Here is a 14,771-nt window from a genome sequence, read left to right as displayed (position 1 = left end):
ATCGTTCTCACGCGTGGAGTTTACCGCATGCCCGTGCTGCTCAAGGGATCGTGCCACTGTGGCGCTGTCAGCTTCGAGGTCGAGAGCCATACGCCCGCACCGTTCATGCTCTGCTACTGCTCGATCTGCCGCAAGCAGCAGGGCGGCGGCGGGTATGCGATCAACCTCGGCGCGATTTCCGAGACGCTGAAGATCAAGGGCAAGCGTTCGATCGGCGTTTATCGGGCCGAAATCCAGGACGACGAGCGGCCGCATTGCGAGACATCGACCGGCGAGCGCAACTATTGCCGGAAATGCGGCTCCGCGCTGTGGCTCTATGATCCGACATGGCCGGACCTGGTGCACCCGTTTGCGTCGGCCATCGACAGCGACTTGCCGAAACCGAAGCATCGCGTGCACATCATGCTGAAGTACAAGGCAAACTGGGTCGAGCCGGATATAAGAAGGGGCGACAAAGCCTTCGATCTCTATCCGGAGGAATCAATCGCCGAATGGCACAAACGGACGAAGATGTGGGTGGAATAAAAGTGACATCAACAACGGGCGAGGAAATGGAAGATGACGCTCCATTCGATATCCTTTTCGACCGCATCGATAAAATCGAAACTTTGGACGATTTCATCGATTGGGTCCGTGACATGTCTGCCGCTGCAGAGAAGGGCGAACTAGAAATCGAAAATCCATGGACGCCAGCCTATCTCGAAAGCATGTCAGCGTTTATGACCGACACGATGGATATTACGCCTTTCGAGGTACGCGATGGCTCGATATCATTGAAGTCGATGGCGCGTGTTCTGATAAGTAGTCTGAATTACGAATAGCTTTGTTCATCCGCTCTAGTCCGAACCTGCCGTGTGGCGCACCGGACCTCGGCAAGCGCCTTGAGGTCAGCGGATTTCATTTTCGACGGAGTGCAACGGCAACGACCAAGCGAGGGGCAGAGGTCGTTTCGCGCCAGCAACATGCGGTCTAGGGTGCGGCAATGCGAAAGCTGATCCTGCATATCGGTACCCACAAGACCGGAACGACAAGCATCCAGAAGGCGTTGGCGGTCAACCGGGAATGGCTTCGGGAACGGGGACTGGTCTACCCTGCCGGCGGCCCGGTCTACAGCAATCGCATGCCGCACCATGAATGGTCGCACGGGCTGACCTGCACAGATCGGCGGGAGCTTGAAAGGTCTGCGTCATTCATCGACCACGCGGCGTCGCTCGGAAAGGACGACGACACACTGCTAATCAGTGCGGAGCCGATCTACCGTCATATCGACGGCGCCGACATGTTCGATTTTTCCGATGTCGGTGACTATTGGGACAGGCGAAAGCGATATGTCCAGACCGTTGCCACAGTGCTCGCCGGGTTCGATGTCCGCGTGGTCGTCTGGTTTCGCGACAAGGTGGATTTTGCGCGCTCACTCTTCGCGGAATTGATCAGGCGAGAAAAGTGGAACGGGTCGTTCGATCAGTTCCTCGAGGCTTTCAGCGTATGGTTCGAATACGAACGCCAACTCGAGCTGTTTTGCCAGGCATTTCCGACGGTTGACGTTCATTCCTATGAAATCGCGAGCGAGGCCGGTCTGGTACGCTATTTTTTCGAAACCATAGGCGTACCGACACCCGCCGGGGTCCGAAGACATTTGGGTGCACCGCACAGACTATGGCGCCCTGACAGGCGGCGGCAGGCTGGGACAGAGTTGAGTGGAACTTTCAGGCCGCGCTGGCCGCGCGGGCCTCGGCGAGCGCCTTTAGGTCAGCGGGCTTGAGTTCGACGGACTCGCCGCAGCCGCAGGCTGAGCATGAGGGACAAGATGACCCCGTCGCATCATATGCCGTTGCCGCCGGCGTACGACTAATACTACTATTCAACGCGCACTTTTCTCGCCGCCGTGTAAACAAGCGCCCCTAACAAGGCCCCCAGCGCCAAAAGTGCATATCGCGCATCCAAAGGCTCAAGCGGCCTGCTGAGCAAAAAACTTCGGAGAACAAAGATCGTCACCGACAAATATAGAATAATCGCGACATTGATCGAAAGCGGCGTTTTCTTTGACATCGCCCGGTTGGCATCCCACGAGTAGATTTCGCGGGTGTACAATTTGATCGTCCAGCCAAGTTCAAGGAGCAGGGCAAAAGCAGCGGACAGGCCGAGAAAAAAGACGACTCCGGCCGGAATGTCGTCAAGCGGACCTATCCAGACAACGGTGCATACTGACAACACGCAGAAAGCGAGCCAAGCAGGAACTCGCAAACGTTCACGCAATGATGCGGCGGCCACTCAGGCCGCGCTCGCAGCCCTCGCCTCGGCGAGCGCCTTGAGGTCGGCGGGCTTGAGCTCGACGGATTCGCCGCAGCCGCAGGCGGAGCTCTGGTTGGGATTGCGGAAAGTGAAGCCGGTGCGCAGCGTCGTCTTCTCGAAATCCATCTCGGTGCCGAGGAGGAACAGCGCGGCTTCCGGTGCAACCCACACATGAGCGCCGTTGCGCTCGACATGATCGTCGCCTGTCTTGGGCTCGGTCACGAGATCAACGGTATATTCCATGCCGGCGCAACCGCCCTTCTTGATGCCGAGGCGAATGCCCATCGCGTCCTCGCGGGCGGCGACGATCTCGTTTACGCGCTCGGACGCGGCGTCGGTCATCGAAATGACAGTGAAACGGCCCATGTCAGTCTCCAAAACAACGGGTTCCAGGCCCGGAGAATGTTTCGTGATACTCTAAAATGGTGACAATGCCCATCCGCTGCAAGCCATGCGGCAACGTTACCGGCTGTTACACTTTTCAACTCTGGGGAACCAACGCGCTCCGTTCCGCTTTCATTGCCGGGCGGACAAAGCACCAGGCGTCACATCGGCTGCATGGTGCGAGAGCAGAATTGGAGAATGAAATGAACACGCTTCGCACCCTCATTACCGCCAGCGTCATAGCGGCAGGCGGCGCTTTCGCCGCTCACGCACAGGATACGGTGATCATCACCCCGGAAGAAGAAGTGATCGTAAGGGAATACGTCAAAGCACATCCAGTCGAGGTCGTTGAACGGCCGTCAAATTTCGAACTGGTGCTGGGCGCGGTCATTCCCGACGTCTTCAAGCCCGGCGCACTGCAGGAAAACACCCTGCCGGACAGGAGCTACGAGTATGTCGTGGTGGACGGGCGGACCGCCCTGATCGATCCGGCGACCAGGCAGGTCGTCTACATTCTCGAATAACGCGTTTAACGCGACGAAGGAGGGGCACGTCAAGCGCCCCTCCTGTTGTCGGCACTCCTCATCGAGTTCCCGATGATCGAAATACCAAGCCCGCCGCGATCGCTATCGCGATGCCGACGCCGATACCCAATACGATGTTGTCGAACGCCAGGCCTATGCTGACGCCAATGACCGTGCCGATTGCAATACCCGTGAATTCTCTCTGCATCGGAGGGATATAGGCAGAGATAATCTTGTGGCAAATTCGACATTGCTGATGTTTAATCGTGGTATTCATTTTCAGTTCATTTGCTCAACTGGATACTCCGCGTTGTGTTCGACGGCACTCACATGCAGTCAATAAATGGAGTAAAAAAGATGCGAAAACTCATCATTGTCCTCGCGGCATCGTCCGTTGCGATCTCCGGCGGATATTCTTTCGCCCAATCCACCGATGACGTGGCACAACCTTCTGTAGAAGCACCAGCCGGTTCCCAGAACGGCAAGTTCGACAGGGAGCCGATCGACCTCGACAAGTTCTCGCGGATGGAGGACCTGAAAGCCGCCGACACCGATGGCGACGGCATCCTTTCCCGCGCGGAGATCGAGGCCCATGCACTGGCGCAGCTTGTGAAAAGAACAGCCGACCGGATGGAGCGAAGATTCGATTTCAACCGCGACGGAAAGGTCACGCTCGAAGAGATCGAGAAGCACAAGGCAAAGCGCTTCGCGCTGCTCGACGCCAATGACGACGGCCAACTGGACCGGCGCGAGATGCGGGCCGGCAAGGACTTCCGCAAGGGTGGCCGGGCGGACGATCACGGTCCGCGCGGGCACGGCAAGCGCTTCGAACAGATGATGCAGGATTAATCCAAAAACGCGCGTCCCGTCACATACGACGGGACGCCGCCTTCAAGGGTTCAATACCACCCCACCGCGACCTGGGCCTCCAGTCGGGCGTCTTGCCGACTCAACACTCCATCAGTTTTGATAGCGTCTCAATGCGTTGACAGCGTATTCTTCGATAGTGGCTGAGTATTTGCTGTCAGCCGCCTCCAGGTCGTAGAACCGGTCATCCAGATGATCGAAGATGTCTGTCGATCCGTAACCCGGTGTGTCGGCATACATCCGGTCGCACCGTTCCGCGCGATCCATGACGAATTTATCTCCCATCACGGCGAGCGCTTCACGTGCGATCTCCGCGTACTCCGCCAGCCCCATTGCTATCATGCCGCGAATAGCATCGCCGATGGTGTGCCCGCCGGAGTTCGAGAAATAGACATCGAAGCCGCCGTTCAGCATCTCGCCGAAGAGGCATTCGACTGCGATGACGTTGACGACATCTTCCGGCAATTGGCCAAGAAAACGATCGTAGTCGGAAGCCAACCCTAGCGCTTCATTGTGATCCCTCCAGCGAGTAAAAATCTCGCCGAGGATTTCCATATGAGGCTTATTCAATACCACCCCACCGCGACCTGGGCCTCTTCCGACATGCGGTCGGGGGTCCAGGGCGGGTCGAAGACCATCTCGACATCGACGTCGGAGACGCCTTCCACCGCGCTCACCGCATTCTGGACCCAGCCGGGCATCTCGCCGGCGACGGGGCAGCCGGGGGCGGTGAGCGTCATCTGGATCTTGACCATGCGGTCGTCCTCGATGTCGATCTTGTAGATCAGACCGAGTTCGTAGATGTCGGCGGGGATTTCCGGGTCATAGACAGTCTTCAGCGCACCGACGATGTCGTCGGTGAGGCGCGCCAGTTCCTCGGCGGGGATCGCCGACACCTGAGCGGGCGCGGACGCTCCCGCGACAACAGGCTCGCCAGCGGCTGCGTCACCCGTATCGGTCGGGACCTTCGTGTCTTCCATCGCTTTCACCCGAAGAACTTTCTCGCCTTTTCGAGCGCTTCGACCAGCGCATCGACTTCTGCGCGGGTATTATACATGCCGAACGATGCCCTGCATGTAGAGGTTACGCCAAACCGTTTCAACAGCGGTTGGGCGCAATGGGTGCCGGCGCGGACCGCGACGCCCTGCCGGTCGATGACCATCGACACGTCGTGCGCATGGATGCCCTGAAGCTCGAAGGAGACGATCGCGCCCTTGCCCGGCGCATCGCCGAAGATGCGCAGGGAGTTGATTGAGCGCAGGCGCTCGTGGGCGTACTCTTTCAGGTCGGCCTCATGCGCGGCGATGCGGTCGCGACCGACTGATTCCATGTATTCGAGCGCAGCGCCGAGCCCGATGGCCTGGACGATGGGCGGTGTGCCGGCTTCGAAGCGATGCGGCGGAGCGTTGTAGGTGACGTTTTCTTCCGTGACCTCCTCGATCATCTCGCCACCACCCATGAATGGCCGCATGCGCTCCAGCATGTCGGCCTTGCCGTACAGCACGCCGATACCAGACGGGCCGTAGACCTTGTGGCCGGTGAAGACGAAGAAGTCGCAGTCGAGGTCCTGAACGTCCACGGGCATATGGACCGCGCTCTGGCTGCCATCGACCAGCACCGGGATACCCTTCGCGTGGGCGATCTCGACGATCTGCTTGATGGGCGTGACGGTGCCGAGCGCGTTCGACATATGCGTGATGGCGACAAGCTTCGTGCGGTCAGTCAGGCGCTTTTCGAATTCCTCGATGTGCAGGGCGCCCAGATCGTCCACCGGCACCCAGACCAGCTTCGCGCCCTGCCGTTCCCTGAGGAAATGCCAGGGAACGATGTTGGAATGGTGCTCGAGGATGGAGATGACGATCTCGTCGCCGGCGCCGATGTTCGGCATGCCGAACCCATAGGCGACCGTGTTGATGGCGGCGGTCGAGTTGGAGGTGAAGACGATGTTGTCCACGGACGGCGCGTTGAGGAAGCGGCGTACCGTCTCGCGTGACTTCTCGTAGGCATCGGTCGCGGCGTTGGAAAGGAAATGCAGGCCGCGATGGACATTGGCGTATTCGTTGGCATAGGCGTGCTGGATGGTGTCAAGCACGACCTGAGGCTTCTGGGCAGACGCGCCATTGTCGAGATAGACGAGCGGCTTGCCGTAGACCTCTCGCGACAGGATCGGGAAGTCGCGGCGGATCGCCTCGACGTCGTAGGGGGCGGTTTCGACCAGCTTATCCATAGTAGCTGATGAACTCCATGAGTGAACCATCGGGATCGCGGAAGTAGACGCTGGTTCCATCACCCAAAGCGCCATAACGTGCGATCGGACCCAGCTCTATCGCGATGCCCTCGTCTTCGAGATGGCGCACTGCATCTTCAATCGGCCCATCCCACCGGAAGCAGAGATCACTGTTTCCTGGTGCGACCGGGATACGCGCAAGCGGATCGCCCTTCTTGTCGGGCCCGTGGACGTTGAGTTGCTCAGAACCCAGGCGAAAAACGAAACCACCGCCCTTTGCCGGAACAGCCTCCGCCCCAATGACGCGCGTATAGAAATGCACGGCCTTGTTCCAGTCGGAGACATGGATGACGCAGTGATCGAGGCTGGTCGCCGTCCTAGCCATGTTCCGCAAACCATGCGTCCAGACGCGCTTCCAGCGCCTCGACGATGGCCTCGTCTTCCAGTTCCTCGATAACCTCGGCGACGAAAGCTTTCACCAGAAGGCCCCGCGATGTCTTTTCCTCGACACCGCGCGCCATCAGATAGAAGAGATGGTTGCGGTCGATCTCGGTGACGGTCGCGCCGTGGCCGCACTGGACGTCGTCGGCGAAAATCTCGAGTTCCGGCTTGGTCGAGAACTCGCCGTCGTCGGACAGCAACAGCGTGTTGCAGGCCATCTTCGCATCGGTCTTCTGGGCATACTGGTGCACGTTGATGCGGCCCTGGAAGACGCCGCGCGCCTTGCCGGTGACGACGTTGCGGATGACTTCCGTCGACTCGGTGTGCGGCACGGCGTGGTCGAGCACCATTGTGACGTCGGTATGCGTGTCCCCGGCCAGCAGGTTGATGCCGCGCAGCGTGAAGGTCGAGCCCTCACCCTTGGCAGCAACATTGATTTCCTGCCGCACGAGCTTGCCGCCGGCGTTCATGACGAAGACGGTGAGCTTGGCGTCCTTGCCGATCCAGGCGTTGAACTGACCGAGATAGGTCGCGCCATCCGGCTGCTCCTGCACGATCAGCCAGACAAGCTCGGCGCCGTCGCCGACCGTGACATTGGCAACCGACGTCGCGAAGGCCTCGCCGGTTCCGGTCTGTCGTTCCACGACGACAGCCTTTGCGGCATTGCCAACGCGCACCGGCAGGCGCACATGCACCTGTCCACCCGCCTGCACGTTCTGCAGTTCGATGGGGTCTGCGAGCTGCGTGCCATCGGCGATATCGACGAAATAGCCGTCGGCGGCGAAGGCGGAGTTCAGCGCGCCGATCGCATCGTCATCGCCGAGGGGCGCGAGCGCTTCGGCGAAGCTTCCGTCAATGAGCTTGTCGGCGACGCGCTGGACCGTGACGCCCTCGACCATCTCGGTCTTGTCGGAGGCCACGCCGTTCAGTACGGCGAAAACCGCCGAGCCCTTCAGCAACGGCTGGACTGCCTTGGCCTTTGCGGTTTCATCAAAGGCCGGGACCGATGTCAGCAGGCGGCGCAGGTCTGTGTAGTGCCAGGACTCGACTCGCTTGGTCGGCAGGCCTGCCTTGATCTGCTCGATGGCGTCGTCGCGGCGGACCATGACCGCGCCATCGCCGGGAAGCAGCGACAGCCGCTCGCCGAAGGCGTCGACCAGCGCGGTCTCGGCCGGCGTGAGCTGGGGTTGGGCGTGGACGTTCATCGGTTCAGGCCGCCTCTCCGATCACGCCGGCGTAGCCGTTCTCTTCAAGCTCGAACGCGAGGCTCTTGTCGCCGGTCTTGATGACCTGGCCCTTATAGAGGACGTGGACGCTATCAGGCACGATGTGCTCGAGCAGGCGCTGGTAGTGGGTGATGACGACGAAGGCGCGGTCGGGCGAACGCAGCGCGTTGACACCGTCGGACACGATCTTCAGCGCATCGATGTCGAGGCCGGAGTCGGTTTCGTCGAGCACGCACAGCGACGGTTCGAGCAGCTTCATCTGCAGGATCTCGGCGCGCTTCTTCTCGCCGCCGGAGAAACCGACATTGAGCGGACGCTTCAGCATCGCCATGTCCATGGAGAGCTCGCCGGAGGCCTGCTTCACGCGCTTGATGAAGTCAGGAACCGAAAGCGGCTCCTCGCCGCGCGCCTTGCGCTGCGCATTCATCGCGACCTTCAGGAATTCCATCGTCGCCACGCCCGGTATCTCCATCGGGTACTGGAAGGCGAGGAAGATGCCCTTGGCGGCGCGCTCGGCCGGATCGAGGTCGAGGATCGACTCGCCGTTGTAGAGGATGTCGCCCTCGGTGACCTCGTAGTCCTCGCGGCCGGCAAGGATGTAGGACAGCGTCGACTTGCCCGAGCCGTTCGGCCCCATGATGGCGGCGACCTCGCCGGCTTTCACGGTGAGGTTCAGGCCGCGGATGATTTCCGTGTCGGTGTCCGCGATCTTCGCGTGGAGGTTTCTGATTTCAAGCATTCGTTTCGTCTCTTTCTTCCGTCATTCCGGGGCCGCGAAGCGGAACCCGGAATCCAGAGCACTGGCCCTGGTCAATCTACAACTGCATCCGAATTCCTTCGGATGGGCATTCCATTTTACTATCGACGCTCTGGATTCCGGGTTCCGCTGCGCGGCCCCGGAATGACGGCCACAATAGGCATCATCCCACGCTACCTTCCAAACTAATTCCGATCCCCTCTCGAAAGTGAAATCGGCCAAAGACCGCTTTCATCGACGAGGCGGATCGCATCAATACCGGCGCAACCATAGACATGTTGCAGCAGCCTCTTCGCTCCAACACGTTCAACGCCGCGTTCGAGATTTGCCCGGAGAAAGACGTCTATCTCATGTGGCGTCACGACCAACTCTCGCGCTGGCTCCAGCTCAAGTCCAAAGCGACGACGCACTTCCTTAATCGTCTCGATCGGGTTGGCGCCAAGCGCAACCATGCGATCACGGAATTCCTCCGGCGTTTTCGCGTTGATTGTCTTGGCGAAATCGACCATCAGCCGACCGAGCCCTCCAAACTGATCCCGATCAGCTTCTGCGCCTCGACGGCGAACTCCATCGGCAGTTGCTGGATGACGTCCTTGACGAAGCCGTTGACGATGAGCGCGATGGCTTCCTCTTCGGGGATGCCGCGCTGCATGACGTAGAACTTCTGGTCCTCGGAAATCTTCGAGGTGGTGGCTTCGTGCTCGAACTTGGCGGTCGCGTTCTTGGCTTCCATGTAGGGCACGGTATGCGCGCCGCACTGGTCGCCGATGAGCAGCGAGTCACAGTTGGTGAAGTTGCGCGCGCCGGTCGCCTTGCGGTGGGCCGAGACCTGGCCGCGATAGGTGTTCTGGCTGAAGCCGGCGGCGATGCCCTTCGAGATGATGCGGCTCCGCGTATTCTTGCCAAGGTGGATCATCTTGGTGCCGGAGTCGACCTGCTGGTAGCCGTTCGACACGGCGATCGAATAGAACTCGCCCTGGCTGTCGTCGCCGCGCAGGATGCAGGACGGGTATTTCCAGGTGATCGCCGAGCCGGTCTCGACCTGCGTCCACGAAATCTTGGAGCGGTCGCCACGGCAGTCGCCGCGCTTGGTGACGAAGTTGTAGATGCCACCCTTGCCCTCGGCGTCGCCGGGATACCAGTTCTGGACGGTCGAGTATTTGATCTCAGCGTCGTCAAGCGCGATCAGTTCGACCACGGCGGCGTGAAGCTGGTTCTCGTCGCGCTGCGGCGCGGTGCAGCCTTCGAGGTAGGAGACGTAGGCGCCCTCTTCCGCGATGATCAGCGTGCGCTCAAACTGGCCGGTGTTCTTCTCGTTGATGCGGAAGTAGGTGGACAACTCCATCGGGCAACGGACGCCCTTCGGCACAAAGACGAAGGAGCCGTCGGTGAAGACAGCCGAGTTCAGCGTCGCATAGAAATTGTCCGTCGTCGGAACGACCGTGCCGAGATACTTCTTCACCAGCTCGGGATGTTCGCGCACTGCTTCCGAGATCGAGCAGAAGATGACGCCGGCCCTGGCCAATTCATCCTTGAAGGTGGTGACGACGGAGACGGAATCGAATACGGCGTCGACCGCGACACGGCGCGGCGCGGCGTTGTCGTTCGCTTCATCCAGAAAGGCGTCGCCGTTCGCAGGCTTCTTCACGCCGGCAAGGATTTCCTGCTCCTTGAGCGGGATGCCGAGCTTGGCGTAGGTCTTGAGAAGCTCCGGGTCGACCTCGTCGAGCGAGGTGGGGCCGGGCGTCGATTTCGGCGCTGCGTAATAATAGATGTCGTTGAAATCGATCTTCGGATAGTCGACGCGCGCCCAGGTCGGCTCCTCAAGCGTCAGCCAGCGGCGATAGGCCTGCAGACGCCATTCCAGCATCCAGTCGGGCTCGCCCTTCTTGGCGGAGATGAAACGAATGATGTCCTCCGACAGGCCCTTGGGCGCCTTGTCGGTCTCGATCGTCGTCTCGAAGCCGTATTTGTACTGATCGACGTCGATCTTGCGGACGCTGTCGATCGTTTCCTGCACAGCAGGCATATCACACTCTCCAATCCTCGCCGGGTTAAAGGCCCGGCAGTTCTCAAGTCGTGACGCCGCCAGCCGGCGACGCAAGGCTCATATAGGGTGTTCCTTCACGGAAATCACCCGGCGGAACGGCATGGCACCTTTCCGCAAATGGAAGTCCCGGCAGCCGTCAGGCCGCCCTGTTGGCGCGGCGCGCCAGAATTCCAGTCAGCGCCGATGCGAAGAGCTCTATGTCCTTCGACGTCGTGCCGCGACCGATGGAGACCCGTAGCCCGCCCTCGCCGTCTCGGCCCATCGCCTTCAGGACGTGGCTCGGTCCGGCCCTGCCCGACGAGCAGGCCGAACCGGCGGACACCGCAACGCCCGCGAGATCGAATCCGATCTGCGCCGTCTCGGCCTTGAGGCCGGGTATGGCAAAGAAGACCGTATTGGCAAGTCGCGGCACGCCGCGTCCGAAAATTTCCGCGTCAGGCGCAAGCGCCAGGATCGTCGACTCGATTCGGTCCCGCATGGCCGCGATCTCGTCCTTATATATATGACCCCCTCGCGCGATGCGCGCAGCCGCGCCGAAGCCGGCGATGCCGGAAAGATTTTCGGTGCCGGCGCGATGGCCCCTCTCCTGCCCACCACCAGTGACGAGAGGCTTCGGCATCATCAGGTCGGACGCGGCCGCGAATGCGCCGACGCCGGTCGGCCCACCAATCTTGTGCGCGGAGAGAATGAGATAGTCGGCAACGCCGTCGGCGAGATCGAGCGGGATGCGACCTGCCGCCTGCACGGCGTCGAGTACGAGGACACCGCCTGCCGCTTTCACGATCGCGGAAATTTCACGCACCGGCTGGATCACTCCGGTCTCGTTGTTGGCGAGATGGATGGCGACGAGCGGCAGCCCCTCTTCACGATCATGCGCGGCGAGCGCGGCGGTCAGTGCGGGAAGATCGCAAAGGCCGGCAGCATCGACACCGATGCGCATGACGCGCTCAGGCGCGAAACGGCCGCCGTTCAGCAGGCAGGGATGATCGGCGGCCGAAACATAGAGCTTCGACATGCGCACGTCGCCGCGTCCCATCTTCCAGTCTGACGTGAGCAAGGTGGAGGCTGCCTCGGTGGCGCCAGAGGTGAAGACGACGTGGTCGGGCTTCGTGTTGACCAGCGCGGCGATGTCGCGACGCGCGTCCTCGACGATGCGGCGCTTGTTGCGGCCTTCGTTGTGGACGGACGATGGGTTGGCGAAACCATCCAGCGCGGCAAGCATCGCCGCGCGCGCTTCCGCCAGAAGCGGTGCGCTCGCATTGTAATCAAGATAGGCGCGATGCCCGGTCATTCGCTCAGTTCGTCTCCTAGGGTAGTCGTTACCTGGGTGTTCGTTACCTGGGGTATTCGTTGGCTGGGTCTGGGACCCGGATTCCGCATTCTCTGGGTAGGCGCGTTATTTCCTTGAATTTGCAAGGGCAGCCGTCCTATTTACGCGCTTTGCCGGCCCGGGTGGATACGCCACCCACTTTTGAACAATTCTAAACTAGGTTCTATGTAGGCGAAAGTCCTGCGTCAAGGCCGTGGTGGAATTGAGCCAGCCGGCGGTAGACAGGGTGATGGAGTTCTTATGCCTGAGGTGATTTTCGCGGGTCCGGCTGGTCGTCTTGAAGGTCGGTATCAACCGTCCACGGAAAAGAGCGCGCCGATCGCAATCATCCTTCATCCGCATCCGCAGTTCGGCGGGACGATGAACAACAAGATCGTCTACGACCTGTTCTACATGTTCCAGAAGCGGAACTTCACGACGCTCCGATTCAATTTCCGCGGCATCGGCCGCAGCCAGGGCGAGTTCGACCACGGCACCGGAGAACTCTCCGACGCGGCCGCTGCGCTCGACTGGATCCAGTCGCTGCATCCGGACTCGAAGACGTGCTGGGTGGCAGGCTATTCGTTCGGCGCGTGGATCGGCATGCAGCTCCTGATGCGTCGTCCCGAGATCGAAGGTTTCATATCGATCGCGCCGCAGCCGAACACATACGACTTCTCTTTCCTCGCTCCGTGTCCGTCGTCGGGTCTCATCATCCACGGTGACGCCGACAAAGTCGCGCCGCCGAAGGACGTGCAGGTGCTAGTCGACAAACTGCACACGCAGAAGGGCATCACGATCACGCAGAAGACTCTGTCGGGCGCGAACCATTTCTTCTCGAACGACTCCGAACTGCTGCTCGACGAATGCGCCGACTATCTCGATCGCAGACTGGCCGGCGAGCTCTCCGATCCGAGACCGAAACGTCTGCGCTGATCGCAGCAACTTCACTTCGGAAAATTCCAACACGACTGGTGTGTCTTCTACGACAGAGTCGTGGTGGAAAGTTTTGCTGCACTCTTCACAGATACTCGACAGCCGACTTACTGCGTGTCAGGCTCCGAATGTGACGAATCACAATCCCTAGACGAGGGGGAATTCACGTGAGCAAGACTGACAAGACGAAGAAGCCTGCCATGGCGGCGAAAGCTGCGGCTCCAAAAGCGACGGCCAAACCCGCCGCCAAGAAGCCCGCTGCGAAAGCTGCCGCTAAGCCTGCGGCAAAAGCGACGGCCAAGCCCGCCGCCAAGAAGCCGGCTGCAAAACCCGCTGCCAAGGCTGCGGCAAAACCGGCTGCCAAGGCTGCTGCCAAGCCCGCAGCGAAGGCTCCGGCAAAAGCGGCTGCAAAGCCGGCTGCAAAGAAGGCTCCGGCCAAGGCTGCTGCCAAGCCCGCCGCGAAGAAGGCTCCTGCGAAGGCTGCTGCTGCAAAGCCTGCTGCCAAGAAGGCACCTGCGAAGAAGGCTCCGGCCAAGAAGTAAGCTCGAAGCAGTTCAGACTGCTTCGTTCTTTAAAGGCGCGTGGTTCTACTACGCGCCTTTTGCTTTATTCAGTACACCGCCAGTAACTGGAAATTCGCATCCCGTCGTGCCCGGGAACGTCAGCGGCAGCGATTTCAGCGAGCGAACGGCAAGGAAGGCCCATGCCTCCGCCTCGGTCGCATCCCCGTCCAATCCGACGTCCTCCGCCACTACCACCTTCGCATCGTGGGCCATGGCACCGGCGCGAAGGTCGCCGACGATGTGCGGATTCTTGCGACCGCCGCCGCACAGGATCCAAAGCGTCGGCCTGCCTGGCAGATGATCGATCGACTTGAGGATTGCCTGCGCCGACACCGCAGCCAATGTGCGCGCACCATCGGCGAGCGAGACGTCTTGCATGATGGCGAGCGTGAAGTCGCTCCGGTCGAGAGACTTCGGCGGCGCCTTCGCGAAAAACGAATTGTCGAGATAGCGCGCGACGAGCGCGCGATCGGCGACGCCCTTGCTGGCGATCGCGCCGTCGGCGTCGAAGGCAACACCTCCCTCGCGCGACACCCACTGGTCGATCAGACCATTGCCGGGACCTGTGTCGAAGGCCATCGGATCGCCGTCGCGCGGCACGTATGTGATGTTCGATATGCCGCCGATGTTGACGAAGACGATCGGAAAGCCGGCTGCGAATTCCGGCGCGAGCGAGCGGGCGCGCGCGGCGTGATAAGCGGGAACGAGCGGAGCGCCCTGCCCGCCGTGCCGCATGTCGTTGGCACGCATGTCATGCACGACATCGAAGCCGGTCTCCGACGCGAGCAACGCGCCGTCACCGAGTTGCACCGTGAGGCCGTGTTGGGGACGATGCAGCACTGTCTGTCCGTGGAAGCCGATGATATCGGGATGCTGCCACTGGGGTCCGGCGATCTCCAGGAAGTCGCGAACGGCCTGCGCATGGCGAAGCGTCAGCTCGCGTTCGAGCTCGGCGAGATCGCCCGGCCGCTCGTCGCGCGACACGATCGTCTTCGCCGTCTCCAGACCGGCCTCGATGCGCTTGCGGAACGCCGCGTCATAGGCCACCGACAGAGACGGGCCGGTTATCGAAAACGTCTCGCCATCCGTCTCCAGCGCCGCCACATCGATGCCGTCCATCGACGTGCCGCTCATCAGGCCGACCGCGCGCAGGACTGTCATTGAGAGGGCATCCTTGTGATTCACCGTCGCGGGA

Annotated in this window: 19 protein-coding genes and 1 pseudogene; 6 read left to right on the top strand and 14 right to left on the bottom strand. The window is 60.9% G+C overall.

The window, feature by feature from the left end; genetic code table 11:
* Window positions 1–27 precede the first annotated feature (27 nt).
* Window positions 28–525: a GFA family protein gene (locus ABMA32_RS17565; RefSeq protein WP_349015105.1), complete on the top strand. Its 498-nt coding sequence runs from the start codon at window positions 28–30 to the stop codon at window positions 523–525.
* Complete coding sequence (locus ABMA32_RS17560; protein ID WP_349015104.1) at window positions 492–821, top strand: hypothetical protein; 330 nt, start codon at window positions 492–494, stop codon at window positions 819–821. The genes ABMA32_RS17565 and ABMA32_RS17560 overlap by 34 nt, the downstream gene beginning before the upstream one ends.
* An 885-nt stretch (window positions 822–1,706) precedes the next feature.
* On the opposite strand, the pseudogene ABMA32_RS17555 reads toward ABMA32_RS17560, so the two are convergent.
* The 3 genes and pseudogenes from ABMA32_RS17555 to sufA form a co-directional block, all read right to left on the bottom strand.
* Window positions 1,707–1,793: pseudogene (locus ABMA32_RS17555) on the bottom strand (Fe-S cluster assembly scaffold SufA); the annotation flags it as partial.
* 64 nt (window positions 1,794–1,857) lie between these two features.
* Window positions 1,858–2,271: a hypothetical protein gene (locus tag ABMA32_RS17550; RefSeq protein ID WP_349015103.1), complete on the bottom strand. Its 414-nt coding sequence runs from the start codon at window positions 2,269–2,271 to the stop codon at window positions 1,858–1,860.
* Window positions 2,272–2,658, bottom strand: a complete 387-nt coding sequence (gene sufA, locus ABMA32_RS17545; protein WP_349015102.1) for a Fe-S cluster assembly scaffold SufA — start codon at window positions 2,656–2,658, stop codon at window positions 2,272–2,274. It abuts the gene before it with no gap.
* 221 nt (window positions 2,659–2,879) lie between these two features.
* On the opposite strand from sufA, the gene ABMA32_RS17540 reads away from it, so the two are divergent.
* Complete coding sequence (locus ABMA32_RS17540; RefSeq protein WP_349015101.1) at window positions 2,880–3,200, top strand: DUF1236 domain-containing protein; 321 nt, start codon at window positions 2,880–2,882, stop codon at window positions 3,198–3,200.
* Between the two features lie 58 nt (window positions 3,201–3,258).
* On the opposite strand, the gene ABMA32_RS17535 is transcribed toward ABMA32_RS17540, so the two are convergent.
* Window positions 3,259–3,477 (bottom strand): glycine zipper domain-containing protein, encoded by a 219-nt coding sequence (locus tag ABMA32_RS17535; protein ID WP_349015100.1) that lies wholly within the window; start codon window positions 3,475–3,477, stop codon window positions 3,259–3,261.
* Window positions 3,478–3,557: 80 nt separating this feature from the next.
* Here ABMA32_RS17535 and ABMA32_RS17530 point away from each other — a divergent pair, with 80 nt between their 5' ends.
* Window positions 3,558–4,049 (top strand): EF-hand domain-containing protein, encoded by a 492-nt coding sequence (locus ABMA32_RS17530; RefSeq protein ID WP_349015099.1) that lies wholly within the window; start codon window positions 3,558–3,560, stop codon window positions 4,047–4,049.
* 111 nt (window positions 4,050–4,160) lie between these two features.
* Here the strand turns inward: ABMA32_RS17530 and ABMA32_RS17525 are convergent, their stop codons facing one another.
* The 9 genes from ABMA32_RS17525 to ABMA32_RS17485 all read right to left on the bottom strand — a co-directional run bounded on the left by ABMA32_RS17525 (window position 4,161) and on the right by ABMA32_RS17485 (window position 12,059).
* On the bottom strand, window positions 4,161–4,622 hold the full coding sequence (locus tag ABMA32_RS17525; RefSeq protein WP_349015098.1) for a DMP19 family protein: 462 nt from the start codon (window positions 4,620–4,622) through the stop codon (window positions 4,161–4,163).
* An 11-nt stretch (window positions 4,623–4,633) separates the two neighbouring features.
* Entirely contained in the window at window positions 4,634–5,047 is a 414-nt protein-coding gene (locus ABMA32_RS17520; RefSeq protein WP_349015097.1) for an SUF system Fe-S cluster assembly protein, read from the bottom strand.
* Between the two features lie 5 nt (window positions 5,048–5,052).
* The gene (locus ABMA32_RS17515; protein ID WP_349015096.1) at window positions 5,053–6,294 is read right to left on the bottom strand and encodes a cysteine desulfurase; all 1,242 of its coding nucleotides are present in this window, start codon (window positions 6,292–6,294) and stop codon (window positions 5,053–5,055) included.
* Window positions 6,287–6,679, bottom strand: coding sequence for a VOC family protein (locus ABMA32_RS17510; RefSeq protein ID WP_349015095.1), 393 nt, complete (start codon window positions 6,677–6,679; stop codon window positions 6,287–6,289). The genes ABMA32_RS17515 and ABMA32_RS17510 overlap by 8 nt, the downstream gene beginning before the upstream one ends.
* On the bottom strand, window positions 6,672–7,940 hold the full coding sequence (sufD, locus tag ABMA32_RS17505; RefSeq protein WP_349015094.1) for a Fe-S cluster assembly protein SufD: 1,269 nt from the start codon (window positions 7,938–7,940) through the stop codon (window positions 6,672–6,674). Before sufD ends, ABMA32_RS17510 begins: the two co-directional genes overlap by 8 nt.
* Window positions 7,941–7,944: 4 nt before the next feature.
* Window positions 7,945–8,700, bottom strand: coding sequence for a Fe-S cluster assembly ATPase SufC (gene sufC, locus ABMA32_RS17500; protein ID WP_349015093.1), 756 nt, complete (start codon window positions 8,698–8,700; stop codon window positions 7,945–7,947).
* A 203-nt stretch (window positions 8,701–8,903) separates the two neighbouring features.
* On the bottom strand, window positions 8,904–9,227 hold the full coding sequence (locus ABMA32_RS17495) for a hypothetical protein (RefSeq protein WP_349015092.1): 324 nt from the start codon (window positions 9,225–9,227) through the stop codon (window positions 8,904–8,906).
* Window positions 9,227–10,747: a Fe-S cluster assembly protein SufB gene (gene sufB / locus ABMA32_RS17490; protein ID WP_349015091.1), complete on the bottom strand. Its 1,521-nt coding sequence runs from the start codon at window positions 10,745–10,747 to the stop codon at window positions 9,227–9,229. Before sufB ends, ABMA32_RS17495 begins: the two co-directional genes overlap by 1 nt.
* Window positions 10,748–10,904: 157 nt before the next feature.
* Window positions 10,905–12,059 carry a cysteine desulfurase family protein gene (locus tag ABMA32_RS17485; protein WP_349015090.1) on the bottom strand — a complete coding sequence of 385 codons (1,155 nt, stop codon included), beginning with the start codon at window positions 12,057–12,059 and terminating at the stop codon, window positions 10,905–10,907.
* 279 nt (window positions 12,060–12,338) lie between these two features.
* Between ABMA32_RS17485 and ABMA32_RS17480 the strand changes: the two genes are divergently transcribed.
* On the top strand, window positions 12,339–13,013 hold the full coding sequence (locus tag ABMA32_RS17480) for an alpha/beta hydrolase (protein ID WP_292773045.1): 675 nt from the start codon (window positions 12,339–12,341) through the stop codon (window positions 13,011–13,013).
* 167 nt (window positions 13,014–13,180) lie between these two features.
* On the top strand, window positions 13,181–13,555 hold the full coding sequence (locus ABMA32_RS17475; protein WP_349015089.1) for a hypothetical protein: 375 nt from the start codon (window positions 13,181–13,183) through the stop codon (window positions 13,553–13,555).
* 48 nt (window positions 13,556–13,603) lie between these two features.
* On the opposite strand, the gene ABMA32_RS17470 is transcribed toward ABMA32_RS17475, so the two are convergent.
* Window positions 13,604–14,737, bottom strand: coding sequence for an anhydro-N-acetylmuramic acid kinase (locus tag ABMA32_RS17470; protein WP_349015088.1), 1,134 nt, complete (start codon window positions 14,735–14,737; stop codon window positions 13,604–13,606).
* Between the last annotated feature and the right edge of the window lie 34 nt (window positions 14,738–14,771).

This window comes from Mesorhizobium quangtriensis, from assembly GCF_040081925.1.
GTDB lineage: Bacteria > Pseudomonadota > Alphaproteobacteria > Rhizobiales > Rhizobiaceae > Mesorhizobium_K > Mesorhizobium_K quangtriensis.
The sequence above is the reverse complement of the archived record's forward strand: the minus strand, read 5'-3'. Positions and strand labels throughout refer to the sequence as shown.